The 22,373-nt window shown below is 71.1% G+C and carries 16 protein-coding genes; 5 read left to right on the top strand and 11 right to left on the bottom strand.

Annotation, left to right across the window (positions count from 1 at the left end; genetic code table 11):
* Positions 1 to 3: 3 nt before the first annotated feature.
* From MWN52_RS01765 to MWN52_RS01740, 6 genes are all read right to left on the bottom strand, one after another.
* The gene (locus MWN52_RS01765) at positions 4 to 1,056 is read right to left on the bottom strand and encodes a LacI family DNA-binding transcriptional regulator (RefSeq protein ID WP_130534943.1); all 1,053 of its coding nucleotides are present in this window, start codon (positions 1,054 to 1,056) and stop codon (positions 4 to 6) included.
* 2 nt (positions 1,057 to 1,058) lie between these two features.
* Positions 1,059 to 3,743: a glycoside hydrolase family 2 protein gene (locus tag MWN52_RS01760; protein ID WP_286576302.1), complete on the bottom strand. Its 2,685-nt coding sequence runs from the start codon at positions 3,741 to 3,743 to the stop codon at positions 1,059 to 1,061.
* 3 nt (positions 3,744 to 3,746) lie between these two features.
* Positions 3,747 to 5,135 (bottom strand): APC family permease, encoded by a 1,389-nt coding sequence (locus tag MWN52_RS01755; RefSeq protein WP_286576300.1) that lies wholly within the window; start codon positions 5,133 to 5,135, stop codon positions 3,747 to 3,749.
* Positions 5,136 to 5,224: 89 nt separating this feature from the next.
* Positions 5,225 to 8,413, bottom strand: a complete 3,189-nt coding sequence (locus tag MWN52_RS01750; protein ID WP_286576298.1) for a TonB-dependent receptor — start codon at positions 8,411 to 8,413, stop codon at positions 5,225 to 5,227.
* A gap of 173 nt (positions 8,414 to 8,586) precedes the next feature.
* Positions 8,587 to 10,917, bottom strand: coding sequence for a beta-N-acetylhexosaminidase (locus MWN52_RS01745; protein ID WP_286576297.1), 2,331 nt, complete (start codon positions 10,915 to 10,917; stop codon positions 8,587 to 8,589).
* A complete protein-coding gene (locus tag MWN52_RS01740; protein ID WP_286576296.1) occupies positions 10,914 to 11,945 on the bottom strand; it encodes a glucokinase in 1,032 nt (343 codons plus the stop codon). The genes MWN52_RS01745 and MWN52_RS01740 overlap by 4 nt, the downstream gene beginning before the upstream one ends.
* Before the next feature lie 775 nt (positions 11,946 to 12,720).
* Here MWN52_RS01740 and MWN52_RS01735 point away from each other — a divergent pair.
* Genes MWN52_RS01735 through MWN52_RS01725 form a run of 3 tightly spaced genes read left to right on the top strand, consistent with a single transcriptional unit; the run spans position 12,721 to position 17,676 of the window.
* A complete protein-coding gene (locus tag MWN52_RS01735) occupies positions 12,721 to 13,728 on the top strand; it encodes a hypothetical protein (protein ID WP_286576295.1) in 1,008 nt (335 codons plus the stop codon).
* On the top strand, positions 13,728 to 16,406 hold the full coding sequence (gene plsB / locus MWN52_RS01730; protein WP_286576294.1) for a glycerol-3-phosphate 1-O-acyltransferase PlsB: 2,679 nt from the start codon (positions 13,728 to 13,730) through the stop codon (positions 16,404 to 16,406). The genes MWN52_RS01735 and plsB overlap by 1 nt, the downstream gene beginning before the upstream one ends.
* Before the next feature lie 10 nt (positions 16,407 to 16,416).
* On the top strand, positions 16,417 to 17,676 hold the full coding sequence (locus tag MWN52_RS01725) for a hypothetical protein (RefSeq protein ID WP_286576292.1): 1,260 nt from the start codon (positions 16,417 to 16,419) through the stop codon (positions 17,674 to 17,676).
* Here MWN52_RS01725 and MWN52_RS01720 read toward each other — a convergent pair.
* From MWN52_RS01720 to MWN52_RS01700, 5 genes are all read right to left on the bottom strand, one after another.
* A complete protein-coding gene (locus MWN52_RS01720; RefSeq protein ID WP_286576291.1) occupies positions 17,673 to 18,266 on the bottom strand; it encodes a hypothetical protein in 594 nt (197 codons plus the stop codon). The two genes, MWN52_RS01725 and MWN52_RS01720, sit on opposite strands and share 4 nt — an antisense overlap.
* Positions 18,263 to 18,877, bottom strand: coding sequence for a hypothetical protein (locus MWN52_RS01715; protein WP_286576290.1), 615 nt, complete (start codon positions 18,875 to 18,877; stop codon positions 18,263 to 18,265). The genes MWN52_RS01720 and MWN52_RS01715 overlap by 4 nt, the downstream gene beginning before the upstream one ends.
* A complete protein-coding gene (locus MWN52_RS01710) occupies positions 18,874 to 19,497 on the bottom strand; it encodes a hypothetical protein (protein WP_286576289.1) in 624 nt (207 codons plus the stop codon). The genes MWN52_RS01715 and MWN52_RS01710 overlap by 4 nt, the downstream gene beginning before the upstream one ends.
* A 56-nt stretch (positions 19,498 to 19,553) precedes the next feature.
* Entirely contained in the window at positions 19,554 to 20,216 is a 663-nt protein-coding gene (locus MWN52_RS01705; RefSeq protein ID WP_286576288.1) for a hypothetical protein, read from the bottom strand.
* A gap of 193 nt (positions 20,217 to 20,409) precedes the next feature.
* Complete coding sequence (locus MWN52_RS01700; RefSeq protein ID WP_130523903.1) at positions 20,410 to 20,616, bottom strand: YdcH family protein; 207 nt, start codon at positions 20,614 to 20,616, stop codon at positions 20,410 to 20,412.
* Positions 20,617 to 20,732: 116 nt separating this feature from the next.
* Here MWN52_RS01700 and ttcA point away from each other — a divergent pair, with 116 nt between their 5' ends.
* Both ttcA and MWN52_RS01690 read left to right on the top strand, forming a co-directional pair.
* On the top strand, positions 20,733 to 21,641 hold the full coding sequence (gene ttcA, locus MWN52_RS01695; RefSeq protein ID WP_286576285.1) for a tRNA 2-thiocytidine(32) synthetase TtcA: 909 nt from the start codon (positions 20,733 to 20,735) through the stop codon (positions 21,639 to 21,641).
* On the top strand, positions 21,641 to 22,333 hold the full coding sequence (locus MWN52_RS01690) for a hypothetical protein (protein WP_286576284.1): 693 nt from the start codon (positions 21,641 to 21,643) through the stop codon (positions 22,331 to 22,333). Before ttcA ends, MWN52_RS01690 begins: the two co-directional genes overlap by 1 nt.
* Positions 22,334 to 22,373: the final 40 nt, after the last annotated feature.

Genomic DNA, 22,373 nt, shown 5'->3' with positions numbered 1-22,373 from the left:
CGGTCACTGGCGGGAGCGTGGGTCGGAGCCGGACGCGTCCGGCGGCGGCGCGGTCGAGGCGCGCAGACGCATCTGGTAGCCCACCTCGACCATGCTGGCGCCTTCGCGGCCCTGGATGTGCAGCAGCAGCTGGTCGGTGGCGCACTGGCCCATCTCGCGTACCGGCTGGTGGATGGTGGTCAGCGGCGGCCAGATCTGGGTGGCGATGTTGGTGTCGTCGAAGCCGCAGATCGACAGCTCGCGCGGCACCGACACGCCGGCCTCGGCGGCGGCCCAGATGGCACCGGTGGCCATGTCGTCGTCGGCGGCGAAGATCGCGCTGGGCCGCTCGGCCAGCGCCAGCAGGCGGCGCGCGGCGGCCACGCCGGATTCGAAGGAGAAGCGGCCCTGCACCATGTAGTCCGCGCGTTCCTCCAGGCCCGCGCGCTGCATGCCATCGCGGAAGCCGGCCAGGCGCCAGACTCCGGCGCCGTGGCGCGGATCGCCGATGATGTGGGCGATGCGCCGGTGGCCCAGCGCCACCAGGTGATCGACCATCTCCGCGGCCGCCTCGCGCTCGCGCAGCATGACGCCGATGCAGCCCTGCGGGTCGCCCGGCGCGATCGAGGCGAACGGCAGCCCGGTGGCGCGCAGATGCGCCAGCAGCTGCGGATGGTCGGTCAGCGGCGGGGTGAGGATCAGGCCGTCGGGCCGATGGCGCGAGAGCAGGTGCTGCACGCGCTCGACCAGCTCCGGCGCGGGGTAGGCCAGCGGCTGCACCATCATGCTGTAGTCCTGCGCCTGGCAGGCCTGCAGCACGCCGGCCTGCACTTCCATGATGTAGCTGGGCGAGAGGTTGTCGTACAGCAGCATCACCGTGAACGAGCGGTTGGTGGCCAGGCTGCGCGCCGAGGCGAGCGGGTGATAGCCGAGCTCGGCGATCGCCGCCAGCACGCGCGCGCGTACCACCTCGCGCACGTTGGGCTCGTCGTTGAGCACGCGCGAGACGGTCTTCTTCGACGTGCCCGAGGCGCGGGCGACGTCGTTGATGGTGACCCGTGCCGCCGGTCCGCCCATGTTCAATGCGTGGCGGCCGGTGCGGCCTGGGGCAGGCGGGCGAGCGGGCTGTTCCAGCCTTCGATCTCGACGACGGCCGCGGCCGCGGCGCGCGGATGGCGCGCGTGCAGGACGAGCGATTCGCCCGGCCACAGGGTGACGTCGTTGTCATCCCACAGCACCGGCACGAGCGGCTGGCCGGCGGCATCGCGCAGGGCGAGGTGCTGAAACACCGCCGGACCGGCCGCCCCGGCGGGCAGCGACAGCGTCACGGTGGTGAGCTCCTGATCGCCCTCGCGCCGGCTCACCGCCTCGACCTGGCAGGACACCTGGGGCAGCGTCGACAGGCCGCGCAGGTCGGCGTCCTGGCTGGACGGGGTGGCGTACCAGTTGGAATGCTCCCAGTCGAGCACATCGGCGCGGGTGGACAGCCAGTACACGTTGCGCCCGAGCGCGGCGCCGTCGGCGGCGGCCAGATCCAGTTCGACGAAGTAGGTCGTGGACAGGCCGGTGGGCGGCGGCAGCGTGGCGATGCGGCGCGTGCGGTTGCCCGCGAGCGCGATGTCGTCCACCTGGCGCTGGTAACGCACCGCACCGGACAGATCACGCACCCGGAGCGTGGCGCGCAGGCCTTCGACCTGGCGCAGCGTGTGGTTCACCAACACCACCTCGCGCGAGTCGTAGGCGTACTGGATGTGCAAGGGCTCGTTGGCCTTCTTGGCGCCGAAGTAGGCGCCGGCGGGATGCAGATCATAGCCGTACAGATGCCAGTGCAAGGACGGCCAGGCGTTGTTGAGCATCCAGTAGATGACGCCGGTGGCCGGATGGTCGGCGTCCATCCTCGCATTGAACGCCTCGAACTGCGCGCGGGTGTTGTCGTAGTTGTCCAGCTGCGCCTTGGCCACGTAGTCGGCCAGCCCGCTCGGCGCGCCGTAGCGACGCGCCAGCGCCTGGTCGAACAGCGTCAGCACTGCGAACGGCGACCAGGCGGCCGAGGCGTGGTACTGCCGCTGCAAAGGCAGCTTCCACAGCGCCTCCTGCTCCTGCTCCGACAGCATGTGCTGCAAGTCCTCCATGCGCGGGATGTCCGCGCCGGCGCTGACCTCCGAATCGAAGCCGAACGCCCCGCCCAGCTTGTCGGCATACCAGTACGCCGGCGGCACCCAGTCGTAGGGTCCGGCCATCTTCATGCCGGACGGGCCGAGGCCCTCGGCGGGCTTGTCGGCGGCGGCCGAGATCACCGGCAGCGACCAGTGCGCCGCATGCAGCGCATCCAGGTACAGCCTGGCCAGCTTCGGCGGCGGCGCGTTGTCGCTGCCGATCAGGAAGCCGATCACCGACGGATGGTTGCGCAGCAGCCGCGCCTCGGTGGCCATCGAGGCCTGCGCCACGTCGAAGTCGTGCGCCTCCCAGGGCACGCCGCCGGTCTGCGCCGCCGACTCCCACATGTCGCAGCACTCCCAGCCGGCCAGGATCAGCAGGCCGTCGCGATCGGCCAGTTCGTAGAAGCGCTGGTCCTCCAGCTTGCCCTCGGTGCGCAGCGTGTTGAGGCCCAGGTTGCGCACGTAGGCGAACTCGGTCTCCAGCCGCGCCGGGTCGTCGCGCAGGAACATGTCCGGCGCCCAGCCCGCGCCGCGGATCAGCAGCGGCTGGCCGTTGATCGAGAAGCGCCGGTAGCCCTCGGCGGTGAGGTCGGACACCACGCTGCGGATGCCGAAGGCGGTCGCCGCCCGATCCGAATCCGCCCCACCCACCGCCGCGCGCAGTGCCAGCGCGTACAGCGGCTGCTCGCCCATGCCGGCCGGCCACCACAGGCGCGGATGCGCCAGCACCAGGCCGGGCGTGTCATCGGGCGCGAAGGTGACCTCCTGCACCTGGCCGGGCGCCAGCGTGACGGTGCGCGTCAGAGGCACGTCGGCCACGCGCCCGCTGACCGTGACTTCATGGGCGACCGTATCCAGGTTGCGCGCCTCCACCCGCACGGTCAGCGCGGCGCGGGCGTGGTCGTCGGACAGAACGGTTTCGACCTGCGGGTCGCCCAGCGCCACCGGCCCGCTCTGCATGATGTCCACGCCGCGCCAGGGTCCCATGTTGTTGTCCGGCGGCGTGGGGTTCCAGTCCACCCAGCCGATGCTCAGGCTCTGGCGCGGATCGGCCGGATGCACGCGCAGGGCGATCACGTTGCGGCCGGCGTGCACCCACGGCGTGACATCGAATTCGTTGACCGGATAGGCGCCGGCGATGGCACTGCGGTCGGCGACCAGATGACCGTTGACCCACAGGTCGGCCGCGGCGATCACGCCGTTGGTGCGCACCCGCGTGCGCTGCCCAGGCATGCGTGCGCCCAGGACGAATTCGCTGCGGTACCACCACGGCGTCACCACCAGATTGCCCGAGCCGTCCGGCACCTGCACCGCGGTCAGGTTGTCGCTATGGAAGACATCGGGATACAGCCCGTTCTCCAGCAGCGCGGCCATCACCGTGGCGCGCGCACTGGCCGCGTACCAGCCCTGCGTGGAGAAGTCGGCGGCCGAGATCTCCTCGCCGCGCTGCTGCGCCTTGGTGCTGTCCTGGATCTGCCAGTGGGCGATGCGGGTGACGGTCCCGGCGTCCGCTCCAACGGTCGTGGGGGAATACGGCGTGATCGCGCCGGCCGTCGAGGCCGCGGCCAGCATCCACCACAGCAGGTGCCTGCAGGTCTGTCGCATGGCTCAGTGCTCCTCCAGATAGCGTTCTTCGATGCGCAGCGGCGCGAACGGCCACGACGCCGTCTTCCTGGCCCAGATCAGGAAGGCGACGATGCCGGCCAGGATCCACGCGCTGGACAGCAGCAGCGACAGCGTCGAGGCCGACACGTAGACGAAGATCCATCCCGCCGCCGCGACCACGCACGGCAGCGGATACAGCCACTGCCGATAGGGACGCTTCAGGCCCGGCTGGCGCCGGCGCAGGATCACCAGCGCGGCGATCTGCGCCAGCGACTGCACCAGGATGGTCGCGGTCAGCAGCATGTTGATCACCTCGCTGAGGTCGAAGAAGGTGCCGACCGCGGTCACCACGCCCATCACCAGCAAGGCCACGTGCGGGAACCCATGGCGTGCATGCAGGCGCCCGAACACCGCCAGGAACACCTTGTCCTGCGCCGCCTGGAACGGCACGCGCGAACCGCCGAGCAGCCCGGTGAACACCGAGGCGAAGGCCGTCACCACGATCAGCACCGTCATCACCGCGGCCGCCAGATGGCCCCAGCTGCGCTCCACCACCAGCGAGGCCACCGAGGTGGACCGCGCGATCTCCTGCCAGGGCGCGGCGCCGAGCACGCTGATGTTGAGCACCAGATAGATCAGCATCATCGCCACCACCGAGATGATGATCGAGCCGGGCATGGTGCGGCCCGGATCGCGCAGCTCATCGCCCAGATAGGCCGTGGTGTTGTAGCCCAGGTAGTCGTAGATGCCGATCACCAGCCCCGCGCCCAGGCCCAGGAAGAAGCGCCGGCCGAAGGCATCGGGCGGAAAGCCGAATGCATGGGCCGGATCGAAGTCGGAGAACCCCGCCGCCGCCACGCCGGCCACCGCGACCAGCATGATCACCCACAGCCCGACGGTGATCGCCCGCACCGACTCGATGCGCCGGTACAGCAGCCAGACCACCAGCGCCGTGGCCGCCAGCCCGATCAGATGCGCCGGCCACCAGCCCAGCCCGGGCAGGAAGTAGCCCAGGTACTGCACCAGCCCGATGATGCCGGTGGACATCAGCAGCGGGATCGCCAGCAGCATCGTCCAGATGAACAGGAACGGCATCAGCTTGCCGCTGCGGTACTGAAACGCCTCGCGCAGATAGACATAGGTACCGCCCGAGCCCGGCATGGCCGCGCCGAGCTCGGCCCAGACCAGGCCGTCGGCCACCGCCAGCAGCGCGCCGGCGATCCAGCCGACCACCGCCTGCGGGCCGCCCAGCGTGGCCACCATCAGCGGGATGGTGATGAACGGCCCGACGCCGCACATCTGGGTCATGTTGAGCGCGGTGCCCGAGAACAGGCCGATGGAGCGGTGGAAGCCGCCGCCCTGCCCCGCCTGGGGCGCGTTGTGGTCCTGCATGCATCACCTCTTCCAGATCTTGGGCCTTCCCGTTTCCCGCTGCCGGCCCGCGAGCCGGCAGCGCCTCGCGCCATGCGCGACGCGTGCGCTCACCACTGGCCGCGCACGCCGAAGGTGAACATCCGCTCGGAGAAGTTGGAATGCGCCGGCTGGTCGGGCCAGACCAGGTAGTACTTCTGGTATTCGTTGGTGAGGTTGGTGGCGTTGATCACCAGCTCGGCGTACTTGCTCAGCTTGTAGGACACCGAGGCGTCCAGGTACTTCTGCGGCGCCTCGTAGAGCTCCATGCCGGTGATGCCGCCGATGCTGTCGCCCACCGCGCGCCGCGAGCGGTAGTTGTAGGCCAGGCGCGTCTGGAAGGCGCCGTCCTGGTACCACAGGATCAGGTTGCCGGACTTGGTCGAGTTGTCCTGGAACGGGATCTTCTTGCCGGCCAGGTCGCGCTCGCCCGAATCGCTGGGCGCATAGGTCGCATTGACCTCCACGCCGGTGTTGGCCAGCAGGCCCGGCAGGAAGGTGAAGCCCTGGCGGTAGTCGAACTCGGCGCCCTGGATGCTATTGCCCGAGCCCTGCACCGGCTCGGTGATCACGATGCAGTGGTTGCGCACCACCCCGTCCTCGTCGGGCAGGGTGCAGTTGGTCACCGAACCGTTCTTGATGAAGCTCTCCATGTTGATGCGGAACAGCGCCAGGCTGAGCATGCTGCTGGCGTTGATGTAGTACTCCAGCGAGGCACCGTAGTTGCTCGAGCGCCACGGCTTGAGATCGGGGTTGCCGCTGGACTGGCCGCTGGAGACGCGGAAGATCGCCCCGTCCGGCGTCTCCATCAGCGAGTAGTCCAGCTGCAGCCCGCCGCCCCAGGTGCTCAGGTCCAGCGGCATCATGTTCTTGGAGTAGGCCAGGCGCAGCTTCAGCCCTTCGGTGATGTCCAGCGAGAAGTTGGCCGCCGGCAGCACGTCGGTATAGCTGCGATGGGTGGTCTCGGTGCCGGCGAAGACCGGCTCGTCGCCATAGGCGCCCGGCGCGCCGCCGAGGTACTGGGTGACGTTCAAGCCGGTGCGCACCACGCGCACGCCGACGTTGCCGCTGTACGGCATCTGGCCCAGGTCGCCGCCGAAGTCCAGCTGCAGATAGCTGGACAGTTCGTGCAGGCCCACGTCCCAGGTGGTGCCGGGCTCGCCCACCTTGACCGTACCCGGATACAGCGACTGCCAGTAGTCGAGCGGGTTGATCATCGAATCCGGGTTGATCGCCCAGAAGTTGAGCCCAGAGCCGAGCAGGTTGTTGTACTTCTTCCACGCCCGCGACAGCGGTGCGGCGGTCAGCGGCATCTGCAGCGCCGACAGCGAACCGGCGCGGAAGTACCCCTGGTCGTTGCCGGCGGTACACGCGCCGCTGTCCAGCACCACATCGGCGCCGACGTAGCGCACCAGGCAGCCGTTAGGATCGCTGGCGCCCATGCCCGCGTAGACCGGCGCCTCCAGCGTCCAGCCCCGGTTGCCCGCATTGCGGATGCTGTTGCGCACGCCGAACTGCAGCACCAGGCCATCGTTGAAGTGCAGCTTGCCGTCGAAGCGCAGCGCGTTGAGCGCGACCTGGCGGTCGTAGTCGCCCGAGGATTCGAGCGTCTTGAGCGACCAGCCGTACGGGTTGGCGAACTGGTCGGCCAGCCCCTGCGGCAGGCCCATTTTCAGGTAGCGCCCGCGGAAGTCGGCCAGCACCGGCACCGTGTTCTGCGGCATGCCGTTGCTGTTGAACACGCGGTTGCCCCCCAGCTGCGCCGGGTAGACCATCGTGCCCGGCGGTACCGCATCGTCGGGCACGCCGTCCATCAGATGGTTGGGCCACAGCGCGCCGTCGGAGTTGGAGATGTTGACGTCGGTCTCGATGCTGGACTGCGTGGCGCTGGCATGCAGGCCGCGCAGACTGCCGGTGAACAGCCCGCCGTTGTCGTAGTCCAGCTGCAGGTTGAAGTTGCGCGCGATCGAGTCCTTCTGCGCGATCTCCGAGAACGACTCCACATCGCCCGGCCACTTCTGATACACCTGCGTGGTGTACATCTGCGAACCGGCCCAGTCCGGATCCGGCGTGCCGTAGGCGCCGGCGACCGCGCGCCCGGTGTCGCGCGAGACATTGGGCACGTAGGTGGCGCCCTGCCAGTTGGTCGAGTTGAACTGGATGCCGGCGATGGTGTTCCACTCGTGCTGCTGGGAGTAGAAGAAGTCGCTGGTCAGGTTGAAGCCGCCGCCCAGGTCGGCCTGGAAGGACAGGTTGCCGGACTTGCGCTTGCGCCGCGTGGACTGCTGCCACAGGTTGATGTCCTGACTGCCCATGAACACGCCGTTGGACTTGCCGTCGCCGTTGACGTCCACGGTGCCGTCGGCGTTCTGCACGATCTGCGAGGGAATCGGCGCGCCGTTCCACGGCGTCAGGAAGCCGTTGTAGCCGCCGGCGCTGGCCGCGTTCTCGCCGTTGAGCACCACGCCGTACTGGTCCAGGCCCTCGCGCGAGTTCGAGCGCGTGGTGTCCGAGTAGTCGACCGACGCCAGCACGCCCCAGTGATGGTCGTCGTTGTAGGAGATCAGCCCGTTGGCCTCAGGCCCCCAGCGCCGGCTGCTGGTGCCGCGCTCGCCATTGGCCGAGTAGCTGTAGGTGAAGCCGCTGGGCAGGTCCCAGGGCCGGTAGGTGTGCAGGTCGATCGCGCCGCTGATGCCCGAGGCGGTCTCGTTGGCGGTGGCCGACTTGACCACGTCCACGCCCTGGAACAGCGTCGAGGGCAGCATCGTGAAGTCCGGCTGCTGCGAGTCGATCTGGTCGGCGGTGATGAACACCTCGCCGTTGAGCATGGTGCCCACCTGCGGCAGGCCGCGCACGTCCACCGAGGTGCCCACGCCGGCGTCGCGGTTGATCTGCACGCCGGTGATGCGCTGCAGGGAGTCGGTGATGGTGGTGTCCGGCAGCGCGCCGATGTTCTCGGCGGTGATGCTGTCCTGGATGTTGGCGGCGTCGCGCTTGACGTCGATGGCATGGGCCTGCGACTCGCGCACGCCGGTGACGGTGACCGCCGTGAAGTTGGTGACGTCGGGATTCTTGCCGTCCTGGTCCTGGGTGGACTTGCGCGTTGACGCGGGCGTTGTGGCCTGCGTGGCGTCGCTGCGCGTGTCCTGTTCGCCTGATGCGGGATCGGTCGGTGCCGTAACGGCCGCGGCCGGCAGCGCGGCGAACAGGGACAGGGTGACGGCGATGGCCAGCGGATGGATGCGGTGAGCGGTGGACATGAGCATTGACCTCGTGATGGTGGCTTGGCAGGCGCCAGGAAGCCGAGGTACTGCAGGGATGGGAGGGACCGGGTCGCGCAGTCCTGCGCGGGAGACGATGGAAGTCCTGGCTTGCCTCTGGCCGCGCGCGAACGGCGCGACTGCGGCGCGGCGTGCGCCGCGCGTGGGACCCGTTATCCGGAGAACAGGATCTTGGCCAGCGCCCACTGGCCCAGGCGCGGATCGCCCGTGGCGAAGATGCACAGGTCCTGGCGACCGGCATCGGGGAGGACCAGGTCGGCCTCCAGCAGCGCCAGTCCGGAGGACTGCGCTTTGTGGTCCAGCGGCAGACGCGCCAGCAGCGGACCATCGCAGCCGCCGGTATGCAGTTCGAATTCGCCGTCGGGGCTATGCCGGCGCCGCACCACCGCGCCCTTGGCCTCGTCGCCGAAGCGCCAGGTCACGCGCCCGGCCGCCAGCGCCACGCGGCGCGCGCCGTCCAGCGGCACCTGCGGCCAGCGCCAGCAGGCATTGCCGATGTCCACCGAATAGACCGTCCCCGGCGGCGATGCGCCGGCCCGCACGGCCCCGCTCAACCGCGAGGGCGGCTCGCCCGAACACGTCGCCAGCGCACTGCCCGCACGCGTGCGCAGCGCCTGCCGTTCGACCTGCTGACGGCGCACGCCGGTGAGCGACTGGCCGTACGCGCCGAAGGTCGCCACGCGCAGCGTCGTGCCCTGGGCGAGCAACAGCGGCGCGGTGTACAGCGGCGCCTGCGCGTCGGGCGTGCTGCCGTCGATGGTGTAGTGGATGGCGCCGGCCTGGACCTGGTTGGACACGACCGCACGCACGCGTCCATCGGCCTGCGCCTCGAGCGCGATGACGGGCGCGAAGGCGCTGTCCGCATCGGCGATGCCCAGCGCGCGCTCGCGCGCCAGCGTCGCCGGCAGGCGCGCCAGGAAGCCATTCCAGTCGTGGCTGCTCGCCGGCGACCAGGCCAGTTCGGCCAGCGCCGCCAGGCGCGGGAACAGCGCGTGCTGGACTTGGGCGAAGCTCGGCATCTGCTCGGTCCACAGCGCGCCCTGTACGCCGAGCACGCGCCGCGCCTCGGCCTCGCTCGCCCCTTCGGGAATCACCGCGGTGTCGTAGGCCTGGCGCAGGCTCACCACCGGCGGCGGGCCGGGCCATTCGTCGGCCAGCGCGGACTGCACGTGATCGAAGTACAGCGACTCCTGCGGCGCGATCACGACCTGGTGGCCCTGCCGCAGCGCGGCCAGGGCCACGCGCTCGTGATCCTGGCCGTGCCAGGACATCACCACCTGCGAGGCCGGCAGCGCGACGCCGGACTCCACCGCGTCGTCCCAGCCCACCGGCACGCGTCCGCGCCGGCGCAGCCGATCGGCGACCCGCGCCATGAACCAGCCCTGCAGCTGATCGCTGCCGGTCAGCCCCAGCGCGCGCCGCTGCGCCTGCACCGCAGGCGAGGCGTCCCACTGCGCGTGGTCGGCCTCGTCGCCGCCGAAGGAGACGTAGCGCGAGGGGAACAGCTGGGTCGCATGCGCCAGCACGGCATCGACGAAGCGCAGCGTCCGCGCGTTGGGCGCCAGCAGCCAGGCGCTGACGCCCCAGTCGGTCCACACCGCCGGGCGGCGCCCGCTGACGCCCAGCCACGGATAGGCGGCGATGGCCGCCTGCGCATGGCCGGGCATGTCGATCTCGGGCACGACCTCGATATAGCGCCGCGCGGCGTAGCGCACGATCTGCCGTATCTGCGCATCGCTGTAGCTGCCGCAGTAGGCGCCGGCGCGGTCGGCCGGCTCGCTGCCGTCGGCGGCGGCCGGGCGGCAGGCGCCGATGCGCGTCAGTTCGGGATAACTAGGCACCTGCAGGCGCCAGCCCTGGTCGTCGGTGAGGTGCCACAGCAGCACGTCGAGCTTGGCCAGCGCCATGGCATCAATCAGGCGCTCGATCTCGGCCACGCCCTGATAGTGCCGGGCCGAATCGAGCAGCAGCGCGCGCCAGGCGAAGCGCGGCGCATCGTCGATCGCGCCCTGCGCCACCGCCACCGCCGCACCGCGCGCGTGGCCGGGCGGGGTGAGCAGCTGCCACAGCGTGGTTTCGCCGTAGAACGCGCCACGCGGCGTGCGCGCCTGGACCAGGATGCCCTGCGCCTCGATGCGCAGGCGATAGCCGGCCTCGTCCAGCGCGGCGCGCGGGTCGATGACGATGCGGATCGCCGGCGCCGCGCCGTGCGCGCCGGCCACGCGCAGGCGCGGGCCACCGGTCGCCTCGAGCAGCTGCAGCAGATGGTCGGCGAGGAAGCGCGCGTCGCCGGCGTCGGCCCCCTCCACCGCCAGCGCGGCGCCGTCGGCGACCTCGAACGTCCCGGCGCCGGCCGGCACCACCTGCGCCGGCGCCGGCAGCAGCGGCCAGGGCGTCGCGACGTGCGCGGCGGCGGCATGCCCGGCCGCGCACCCGCCGAGGGCGATGCACAGCCGCAGCAGCGCCGCGCGCAGACCGTTCATGCGGCCTGGCCGCCGGAAGGAAACGCGGGCAGCCCCTTGTCCAGATACCAGCGCGCCGCGCCGAGCACGCCGTTGCGCCCGTGCTCGACCACCCACACCGGCACCGGCGCCAGCAGGGTGCGCGCGCTGCGGCCATGCAGGAAGCGCAGGTGGAAGGCGCTGCGCGCCAGTTCGGCCTGCATCGAGGACAGGAAGCCGCCCGCCAGATACACCCCGCCGGTCGCCATGAACGCCAGGGCCAGGTCGCCGGCCAGGCCACCGAGCGCGGCGCAGAACATCGACACGGCCTCGGCCGCCTGCGCATCGTCCTGCGAGGCGGCGGTCACCGCCTCGGGCGCGTGCAGGCGCGGCGCGACGCCATCCAGCGCGCACAGCGCCGTGTAGAGCGTCAGCAGCCCGCGCCCGGACACGATCCGTTCGACCTCGACATAGCCGCCCTGCGGCGCCAGTTCGCTGAGCACCGCGCGCTCGCGCAGCGAATGCGCCGCGAACGCCATCTGCCCCGCCTCGGTGGTCAGCACCACGCCGCCGGCCGCACCCGGCAGATGGACGACCGCGCCCAGGCCGGTGCCCGGGCCGATCACCAGAACCGGCCCACCACTGGCGACGGTCGGCCCACACAGATGGCGGCGCTGCTGCGCGAAGCCTTCCAGCGCGTAGCCCAGCGCCTCGAAGTCGTTGAGCACCGCCACATGCTCCAGGCCCAGCGCCTGGCGCAGCGCGCCGGTGCCGATCGGCCAGGGCAGGTTGTCGTTGACGACCTCCTCGCCGACCAGCTGCCCCGCGCAGGCGAGCACGCAGTGGCGCACCGGCTGCTGGGTCTCGGTGTCGAGGAAGGCGCGCAGCAGCGCGGCCAGCGAAGGGAACTGCGCGCAGGGGTAGCTGCGGTAGGCCAGGGTCTCGAGCCGGTGGCCCTCGCCGGGCAACGCGCGCATCAGCGCGACCCGCGCATGGGTCCCGCCAATGTCGGCGGCCAGGAACACCGAGCTCCCCCGATCCACCGACCGCATCGATGCCGTGACCACCATGCCGTGTTCCCCAACAGGCCCCGGCGGGAGATTAAGCACCACATGACACCGGTGTCAACGAGGGATGACGCGGCCGTGACCGGGGGCGAGCGCGGCCCGTGCCGACGACGGCACGGCGGCACTCATCGAGCAGTGGCAAGTCGCTGGGGGAGATGTCCCCAAAGGCCTTCGACATCACGTGGATGTGCGTGGCCCGCTACGGATCAGGCCAGCTTCGCGGACCCGGCAGCGCCTTCAGTCCGAGGAAAGACGTTCCCACTACCAATCGGGTTGTGACATCGACCACGGCACGCGCTCTAGCTCGAATATTTCAATTTAAAAACAATGACTTAAGTAAATATACTTAAAGTATTGCATTGCCTCTATTCAGCGGTTAGGCTGTGCGCCGTCCGGCCCCTGGGCTGGAGTGTTGCCACAACCGATGTCCTCCGGGCCCGACCCGGATTTTCCAGGCCCGTGCGTCGTCATTCGACCGGGCCTGTTTTTTTGTCCTTCTGCCGATCGAGAGATCGGACACCGCGCGGCTTCTGGGATAGGCAGCGGACAAGACACCGCCTGTAGAGCGGAGCTTGCTCCGCTGGGGCTTTCCCGATGATCGGCCGAAGAGCAGCGGAGCAAGCTCCGCTCTACAAGGAGCACGCGACGTATCGCCCGGCCGGGTCGAGGCGGGTGGCCGGCTTCGCGCGACGGCAAGGTTCTGGGCGTGCCCCACCCCGCGTGTTGCCCGCAGACACATGCAGCGGCCAAGATGCCCCCCACCTGGAGAGAACCCCCCATGCCTCGGGCCCTGCGCATTCCCGCCGCTGTCCTTGCCTGTGCCCTGGCCGTCCTGGCCGCGTGCCAGCGCTCGCCCAAGCCGGTGGTCGACGACCGACCGGACGGCCCGGCCGCCACCGTGCGTCACCTGGCCGCACAGCTGCGCCAGTACGACCTGGCCGGCTTCGCCCGCGATGCCGTGCCCGCCCAGGACTACCAGACCTTCGCCGCCGGCTGGGCCGCCGGCGCCAGCCGCTGGCCGCTGAGCGAACTGCCCCTGCCCGAACGTCTGGTGCCCATGCTGGCCGCGCTGTCGGCCAACGATGCCGACCGCCAGCTGGGCATCGACTACGACCGCAACCTCGCCGGCCAGGTCACCGACCTGCGCAACGCCGCGCAGACCCTGGGCCTGTTCATCGGCCAGTACGTGCGCAGCCAGGGCGAGTTCACCCCCGACCAGCGCGCGCACTTCGGCCAGGTCGTGCCGGCGCTGACCGCCTGGGCGCAGTCCGCCCCGCTGGCCGACGCCCCCCGCGCCCACACCGCCCTGCGCACCCTGGTGCCGGCCGCGCGCGCGACCGGCATCGATTCGGAGACCGACCTGACCCAGGCCGGGATGGCCGGCGCGCTGACCCGGCTGGATCCCTTCTTCGCCGCGCTCGGCGGCGTGCTGGCCGACTACGGCCTGTCGCTGGACGACAGCCTGGCCAAGCTGGAAGTGGGCGAGGTCACCCAGGAGGGCGACCTGGCCAAGGTCGCGGTGACCTACCCGCTGGCCGGCAAGCCGATCCAGCTGACCGTGACCCTGCGCCGCCAGGACGGCCACTGGTACGTGGCCCACTACATGGACCAGGCCGCGGCCCTGCGCAAACGCCTCGAACAGCAGGCGCCCACCGCGCCCGACGCGCCGAACGCGCCTGCGCCCGAGGCGCCGTCGCCCTCCGCACCGCCGGCGTCCTCGCCACCGCCGCCGGACGGCAAGGTGGCCGGAACGGTCACCGGGGCCGGCAACGGCCATTGGGCATAATGACCGCGATGCCTGACCAGAACCCCCTGCCCTTCCCCGAAGACCCGCGTCCCGAGCGCGAGGACGCACCGCCGGCGGAGGCGGCCGACGCCGCGGCGCCCGCCACCGCGCAGCTGCCGGTGGCGGTGTCCGCCCCGATCGGCCGCAGCGGCAAGACCCCGCTGTGGGCACGCCTGCTGCACAAGGTGGTCGACCCCTGGGTCGAGCTGGACATCGAACCCGAGGCGCCGTCCACGCTGCTGGACAGCCGGCCGGTGTGCTACGTGCTGGAAGACTACGGCCTGTCCAACGCCCTGATCCTGGACCGCGCCTGCCAGGCCGCCGGCCTGCCCTCGCCGCTGCTGCCGCTGCCGGTGCCGGGCGACCCGCTGCGGCGCAAGCGCGCCTACCTGGCCCTGTCGCGGCGCATCGCCAGCTCGCTGATCCCCGAGGCCGGCAGCACCAAGACCCACTCCGATTCGCTGGCGCGCCTGCTGCAGGCGCACCGCACCAACCCGGCGCTGGACGTGCAGCTGGTGCCGGTGTCGATCTTCGTCGGCCGCGCGCCGGACAAGCAGAGCGGCTGGTTCGCGGTGCTGTTCTCGGAGAACTGGGCGCTGGTGGGCCGGTTCCGCCGCCTGCTGGCGATCCTGCTCAACGGCCGCAGCACCATCGTGCGCTTCTCCGCGCCGGTGTCGGTGCGCGACGCGGTGGCCGAGCAGCTGCCGCCCGAGCGCACGGTGCGCAAGCTCTCGCGCGTGCTGCGCAAGCACTTCCACCGCATCCGCGAATCGGTGATCGGCCCGGACCTGTCCACGCGCCGCCTGCTGGTGGACCAGGTGCTAGCGGCCGAGCCGGTCAAGGAAGCCATCGCCGACCAGGCGCGCCGCGACAACTCCAAGCCCGAGGAGGCGTGGAAGAAGGCCCACGCCTACGCCTGGGAGATCGCCGCCGACTACTCCAACCCGGTGGTGCGCTCGGCCAGCTTCCTGCTCAGCCACGTGTGGAACCGCATCTACGCCGGCGTGCTGGTGCATCACCTGGACAAGTTCAAGGACGCCGCGCCCGGGCACGAGATCGTCTACGTGCCCAGCCACCGCAGCCACATGGACTACCTGCTGCTGAGCTACCTGCTGTACGAACGCGGCATCGTGCCGCCGCACATCTTCGCCGGCATCAACCTCAACCTGCCGGTGGTCGGCACGCTGCTGCGCAAGGGCGGCGCGTTCTTCGCCCGGCGCTCGTTCCGCGGCAACCCGCTGTATTCGGCGGTGTTCACCGAATACATGGCCCAGCTGGTGGCCGGCGGCTATTCGATCGAGTACTTCGTCGAGGGCGGGCGCTCGCGCACCGGCCGGCTGCTGCCGCCCAAGGGCGGGGTGATCTCGATGACGGTGCGCGCCTACCTGCGCCAGCCGCGCAAGCCGGTGCTGTTCCAGCCGGTCTACATCGGCTACGAGAAGCTGATGGAGGGCAAGAGCTACCTGGACGAGCTGTCCGGCCGGCCCAAGCAGAAGGAATCCATCTGGGGCCTGCTGTGGTCCATCCCCAAGGTGCTGCGCTCCAACTTCGGCCAGGTGGTGGTGAACTTCGGCGAGCCGATCGAGCTGACCGACATGCTGGCCCGGCACGCGCCGGAATGGGACGGCAAGCCGCTGCCCGAGGACGACAAGCCGCGCTGGCTGTCGGACACCGTCGATGCGCTGGCCACCACCATCAACACCCGGGTCAACGCCGCCGCCGACGTCAATCCGATCAACCTGCTGGCGCTGGCGCTGCTGTCCACGCCCAAGCACGCCATGGCCGAGGCCGACCTGATCGCGCAGATCGAGCTGAGCAAGACCCTGCTGGCGCGCCTGCCGTACTCGGACCGCGTCACCGTCACCCCGCACAGCCCCGAGCGGATCATCGCCCACGGCCTGGACATCAACGTGCTGCGCCGCATCTCCCATCCGCTGGGCGATGTGCTGGACGTGGTCGACGAAGACACCGCGGTGCTGCTGAGCTACTACCGCAACAACGTGCTGCATCTGTTCACCGCCGCGTCGTGGATCGCCTGCTGCTTCCAGAACAACCGGCGCATGGCGCGGTCGCGGCTGATCGCGCTGGGCCAGCAGCTGTATCCGTTCCTGCAGGCCGAGCTGTTCCTGCCGTGGACGGCCGAGGAGTTCGCCTCGCGCATCGAGCACACCATCGACGTGTTCATCGAGGCGCACCTGCTCGAGCAGAACCTGCCCCCGACCGGATCGGGGGTCAACGACGACGATGGCGGGGTCCTGCAGCGCAACGCCGGGCAGACCGACGAGGTGTTCCGCCTGCGCGCGATCGGCCACTCGCTGCAGCAGGCCTTCGAGCGCTATTACATCGCCATCTCGGTGCTGGTGAAGAACGGCCCCGGCACGCTGGGCGCGGCCGAGCTGGAGAGCCTGTGCCAGCAGGCCGCTCAGCGCCTGAGCCTGCTCTACGCGCCGGCCGCGCCGGAGTTCTTCGACAGGACGCTGTTCCGCGGCTTCATCCAGAAGCTGCGCGAGCTCAAGCTGGTGTGGCCGGACGAGCACAGCAAGCTGCTGTTCGACGCGCGCCTGGATGCGTGGGCGCGCGACGCCAAGGTGATCCTGGGCCGCGAGCTGCGCCACACCATCGAACGCGTCAGCCCCGAGGCCGCGCGTCCCGAACCGACACCGGCGCCCTCCGAATAAGGCCAGCCGCATGATGTCCCAGCCCGCCGCAAGCTCCGAGATCGCCGGCGACCGCGGGCCGGCCTGGCTGGAGGTGCCGCGTCTGGCCGGGCGCCTGCTGGTACAACACTGGCCGGCGCTGCTGTTCTGGTTCTTCGCCATGCGCGTGTGCTACGACGCGCTGATGCAGCTGGCGGTGCGGCTGGGCGGCTATAGCGCGCTGCTGTCCTTCGCCGCGCTGTCGCTGCTGATCGTCACCCAACTGGCCGGCACGATCATGATGTTCCAGTCGCTGCGGCCCTCGCTGCCGATGCTGGCCGGCGGCGCGACCACGCCGCAGCTGGACCCGGCGCGCGCGCACTGGAGCGGCGCGCTGGCGGTGGCGCTGCTGCCGTTCTTCGCCTACTACGCCGGCTGGGGCCTGCTGGAGAACCTGCGCCGCGACTTCCGCACCGGCTATGTGGTCAGCGTGTGGGACAAGGAGGACCTGGCCAACGTCCTGCATCTGAAGGGCATCTGGATCGCGCTGGCCATCGCCTGGCTGCTGCGCTGGGCGGCCAAGCGCCGCGCCGCCGCCGGCGAGGGCTGGGGCTGGAAACTGCTGGTGACCGTGTGCGAGGCGTACTGGGTGTTCGTCGGCGTGGCGGCCATCGGCAAGCTGCACGGGCTGGCCATGGACTGGTGGCACGAACGGGTGGTCTATGTGGCGGCCACGCGCTGGTGGGAGAGCCCGGCCTCGCTGTTCGCGCTGCTGCCGCCGGCCCGGCGCGTGCTGGACCCGCTCTGGGACGTGGCGACCACGGCCGCCGGGGCGGTGGTGCTGCCGCTGATCTGGCTGGCGATCACCGCGCTGATCTACGGCATCGACCTGAAGAAGGCCCAGCGCCTGGACCAGGCCGACACCCGGCTGGAACAGCTGGTGCAGCGCTACCGCGGGCTGCACTTCGGCCTGCGCATGCTGGTGGACAAGGTCAGCGAGGGCTGGACCAGCAAGGGCGTGCCGGTGGTCAACAGCCTGCGCCTGGTGCTGCGCGCGGGCCTGCCGGCGCTGCTGACCCTGTGCGTGGGCTGGCAGCTGCTGGCCTGGGTCGACTCCTGGGCCTGGCACTGGATGCGGCAGCTGATCGGGCCGCAGTCGCCGGACGTGCAGCAGGTGCAGGGCCAGCTGTACGCGGTGTTCCTGACCACGCCGCTGTCGTTCCGCACCTCGCTGCTGACCGACGTGCTGCGCACCGTGCTGCTGGCGGCCACCTTCGACCGCGCCATCGCACGGCTGCCGGCCGCGCGCTAGAGCGGCACGTCCAGGTAACGGCCGGAGACACCGGCCCGCGGACTCAGCTCGATCCGCGCATGCAGGCCGTGCACCTCCTGCCCGCGCGGCAGCACGAAGGCGTGCTGGAACAGCAGCGGCTGACCGGGCGCGATGGTCACCCGGTTGCCGTTCGCGTCCAGGCCGCTCCCGCAGCCGGTCGGCAGGCGTGGGCCGGCCAGCCGCGGCAGGGCGTTCGGGCCGGCTTCCCAGCGCCGCCCGGCCGCATCGGCGACCGCGCCACGGCAGGTCTCGAACAGCGTCACATCCGCGCCGGGCGCGCGCACGACCTCGTAGCGCAGCAGCAGAACCACCGCATCCTGGCGCAGCCAGCCGCGCAGGCGGCGATCGCCCGGTTCCACCACCTCGGCCGCCAGCAGCCGCCAGCGCGCCCCGCCGAAGCTCGCCCATTGGCCGGGCGCCGCGCGCACCGGGATGTCCGGATGCAGGGTGAGCGCCTCCTGGCGCGCCTGCCGGTAGGGCAGCCACAGGGCCAAGGCGCCCAGCACCAGCGCGCCGGCCAGCCAGCCGGCGTTGCGCCGCCACCATCCGGTCGTGGCCGCTGTCGTCATTGGCGCAGATCCAGGACGGGCTTGGCCTCCTCGAGCATGCTCCGCGCGCGCGCCGCGTCCAGGCCGAGGTCGACATCCACCAGGCTGTCGCCGCCGACGGGCAGGCTGGTGCCCCAGAACAGCTGCAGGTGCGCGCCCTGCAGCTGATCCGGCGGCAGTTCGAAGAACCAGGCGCCGACCTCCTGCAGGGCCGGGGCCAGCTCGCGACCGGAGAGGTTGAACGCCGGCAGGCGCGGACGCTCGGCGCCGGAGGCGACATAGACCCGACCGCTGCGGGTGCGCAGCTGGGCGTTGAGCATGCCCTGGGTCTGGGTGGCCTCGACCTTGGCCAGGACCGACAGCCAGATGCCCGGCGTGCGCAGGGTCAGCGCCTCATCGCCTGGATAGGGGCCATTGAGCAGATAGGCATGGACGACCTTGAGCGCGCCGACCTCGACCCGGAAGTTGCGCCCCACCGCATCGCTCGCCGGCGCCGGCTGCAGCAGCGGCGCATCGCGCTGCTCGTAGCTGGACTGGTGCTTGCGCAGGACCACGATCGCCACCAGCGCCAGCGCGATCCACAGCAGCGGGCGCCAGCGCAGGCGCGGCAGCGACCACGGGCCAGCGTTCATGGCGCCACCACCCGATCGCGCAGGTCGCGCAAGGGCAGCTGCATCAAGGCCTTCGGCGCGCCCTGCATCCAGCCGCCCTGGTCGTTGAGATAGGCCTTGGCCACGTAGTCGCGGGCGAACAGGCCGAACAGCGGCTGCGCGGGCACGGTCGCGCCGGCCGGCAGCGGCCACACCAGCTCCACCCGCTGGGGCAGGCGCGGCTGCAGGGCGGTCAGGATGCTGTGGTCGTCGGCGCGCTTGAGCAGCTCGGGGCGGGTGGGCTCGCCGCGCGCATCGACCAGCACCACGTCCTCGCGCAGGAAGCCGTAGCCGTTGAAGCTGCGCTCGGTGAGGTTCTCGACGTCGGCCTCCAGCACCAGGTACAGGGCCTGGGGATCGGCCGGATCGACCCGGCCGCCCGGCGGGTAGTGCGCGAGCCAGGCCTGGCGCGGGGTCACCGCCATCGCCCCGCTGCGCAGCGTCTTGTCCGCGCCGCTGCGCGGCAGCGGATGCGCCTTGCCCGAGGCGTCGCGGAAACCCCCGAGGACGAAGGTGAGCACCAGGGCCAGCAAGGCCACCGCGGCGGCGGCCTGCCACCAGGGATTGCGTGCCTTGTCGATGAGTTCCTGCTTTCCAACCACATCCAGCGCTCCGTCGGCGCCGGCACCTTAGCATCGTGCCCGCGCGGCGGCGACGCTCAGGCCAGCACGGGGAAGGTCTGCTCCAGCCAGGCGCGCGCGGACAGGCCCAGCTGCGGATGCTGGACCAGATCCACCAGCGGCGAGCCGCAGGTGATGAAGGTGCTGGCGTCCTCGCACACCAGCGCCATGCGCAGCACGCCGGTATCGCCGGGCAGGATCGCCGGCGGCAGGTATTCGCGGAAGCCGTAGAAGGCGAACAGCGCATGCAGCGCGGGCTCGCAGGCGATCAGGCCGAAGCGCACGTCCGAATCGCGCACCAGCCGATAGCTCTCGCGCAGCAGCGCATCGATGACCTGACGTGTGCGGAAATCGGCCAGCACCTGCAGGCGCGAGCCGACCACGATGTGCTCCGGCGCCCAGATGCCGCTGAAGCGGTCCAGCTGCAGCAGCGTGCCCAGCTCGCGCCGCAGCTGCGGGGTATCGGTCGCATGCACGCGCAGCGCCGCCACCATGGCCTCGCCGGCGAATACCGCCACGACGGTGGCGCTGGCCTCCAGTGCGTCGTCGGGTTCGGGCTCACGGCCCTGTTCGGCCGCCAGGCGCCGGCGCATCGCCCGCAGCGGCGCCCCGGCCTGGCCGGGCCCGAGCCGCACCACGCGCAGCCCGGCCCCGGTCGGGGGGAGGGCGATGGCGGAAGCGGCGGAGCCGATCAGAGACATGGGCGGACACACAACACCAAGCGCCCGGACGAGGCAGGGCCGTAACCCACTGTGAAGCAAGCATCGGGCCAATTCCCGCCAAAACCCGGTGAGCACACGCAACTGCGCGCCGATGCGGGGTTTTCCCGCCGGCCTGCGTGGAACGAGCGGGACCGCACCAGTGACGGTGGCGGTCACAAGCCGCCGCTGCGGCTCAGGCCGGTTCGTCGGGGATCAGCGCGCTTTCCAGGCGGGTGATGCAGTCCTTGAGCCACAGCTTGCGCTTCTTCAGGCGCTTGATGGTCAGCTCGTCGGCGTGCAGCTCGGCGATGCTGCGGCTGATCTGGTCGTCCAGATCGCGGTGCTCCCGCCGCAGCGCGGCAAGCCGGATGACCGTATCGCTGGTGAGCTCCTGGTGCACGGCCCAAGCATACGCGGAAGACCGCAACGGGCGGTGCGCACGGGCCCGCCCGGCACCGCCAGGCGCGCGCCGGCCCGGGCAGGGACGGCGGCGGCCGGCTAGAATGCCCGGCCCCCATGTCCACGCCCCTGCCCCTGCAGCTGATCGACAGCGCGCCGCCGGCCACGCCGGCCAGCGTCGATGCGCGCGCGCGCCGCGAGCAGACCAAGCTGGCCAAGCGCCTGCGCCGCCAGGTCGGCCAGGCCATCGCCGACTACGCGATGATCGAGGCCGGCGACAAGGTGATGGTGTGCCTGTCCGGCGGCAAGGACAGCTACACCCTGCTGGACATCCTGCTGCAGCTGCAGCGCAAGGCGCCGGTGCCCTTTGAGCTGGTCGCGGTCAACCTGGACCAGAAGCAGCCGGGCTTCCCGGAGCACGTGCTTCCGGCCTATCTGCAAGGCCTGGGTGTCCCCTTCCACATCATCGAGCAGGACACCTACTCGGTGGTCACGCGCGTGGTGCCCGAGGGCAAGACCCTGTGCTCGCTGTGCTCGCGCATGCGCCGCGGCGCGCTCTACGCCTACGCGGCCGAGCACGGCTTCACCAAGATCGCCCTGGGCCACCACCGCGACGACATGGTGGCCACCTTCTTCATGAACCTGTTCCACCACGCCAAGCTCTCCGGCATGCCGCCCAAGCTGCTGTCCGACGATGGCCGCCACGTGGTGATCCGCCCGCTGGCCTATGTGCGCGAGGCCGACATCGTCGACTACGCACAACGCAGGGCGTTCCCGATCATTCCCTGCAACCTGTGCGGCAGCCAGGAGAACCTGCAGCGCCGCCAGGTCGGCAACATGCTCAAGGCCTGGGAGAAGGAACACCCCGGCCGGATCGAGCAGATCGCCCGCGCGATGGGCGACATCCGGCCCTCGCAGCTGGCCGATGCCAAGCTGTTCGACTTCGCCGCCCTGGGCCATGCCGAGGGCGCCGCCCAGCCCGATGCCCACGCCTGGCTGCGCGGCGAGACGCCCGGGCTGGACTGATGGCGGTGCGTGGGCTGAACAACGCATCGCGACCGCTGGTCGCGCTGTCGGCGCTGGCCGTGCTGGCCGGCTGCGCGCGCGCCGGCGCCGATGCGCCCGTGACCGCGCCCGAGACCTCCACGCCGACCCCGACCCTGGCCGCGCCGGCGGCGAGCGCGCGCCAGGCGGCCCAGCGCCAGGCCAAGATCGAGCAGGCCCTGGCCGGCCAGCAGTATCTGGACGATCCGGCCGGGCAATGGGCGATCAGCGCCACGGCCAGCTCGACCTATGCCACCGCCCTGGCCGGCCACGACGGGCGCTGGACGCCCGAGGCGGCCACCGGCGCGCCCGACGCCGAAAGCGTGCGCTACCCCGAGAAGGGCTGGGCGCCCGAACAGGCCTCGGGCAAACGCCGCGCGCCGGAATGGCTGGAGCTGCGCTACGACACCGCCGTGTCGGCCAGCGCGGTGCGCGTGCGCCAGGTCGGCCTGCCCGGCCGGCTGCGCCGGATCGAACTGATCGATCAGACCGGCGCGCGCCACGTGGTCTGGAACGGCCCGGACCGCACGCCGCGCGACGCCCAGCAGATCACCTGGTTCCAGGCGCGCTTCGCGCCCACGCCCTACCAGACCCGCGCCGTGCGCCTGACCGTGACGCCCGGCGCGCCGACCGGCTCGATCGACGCGGTGCAGCTGGTCGGCGCCCATCCCTGAAGGATCTTTTCGGCACTGCCGCCGCGCCGACGTGTCAAGG

Source organism: Pseudoxanthomonas winnipegensis, assembly GCF_030322905.1.
GTDB classification, from domain to species: domain Bacteria; phylum Pseudomonadota; class Gammaproteobacteria; order Xanthomonadales; family Xanthomonadaceae; genus Pseudoxanthomonas_A; species Pseudoxanthomonas_A winnipegensis.
This window is presented reverse-complemented; position numbering and strand designations above follow the sequence as displayed.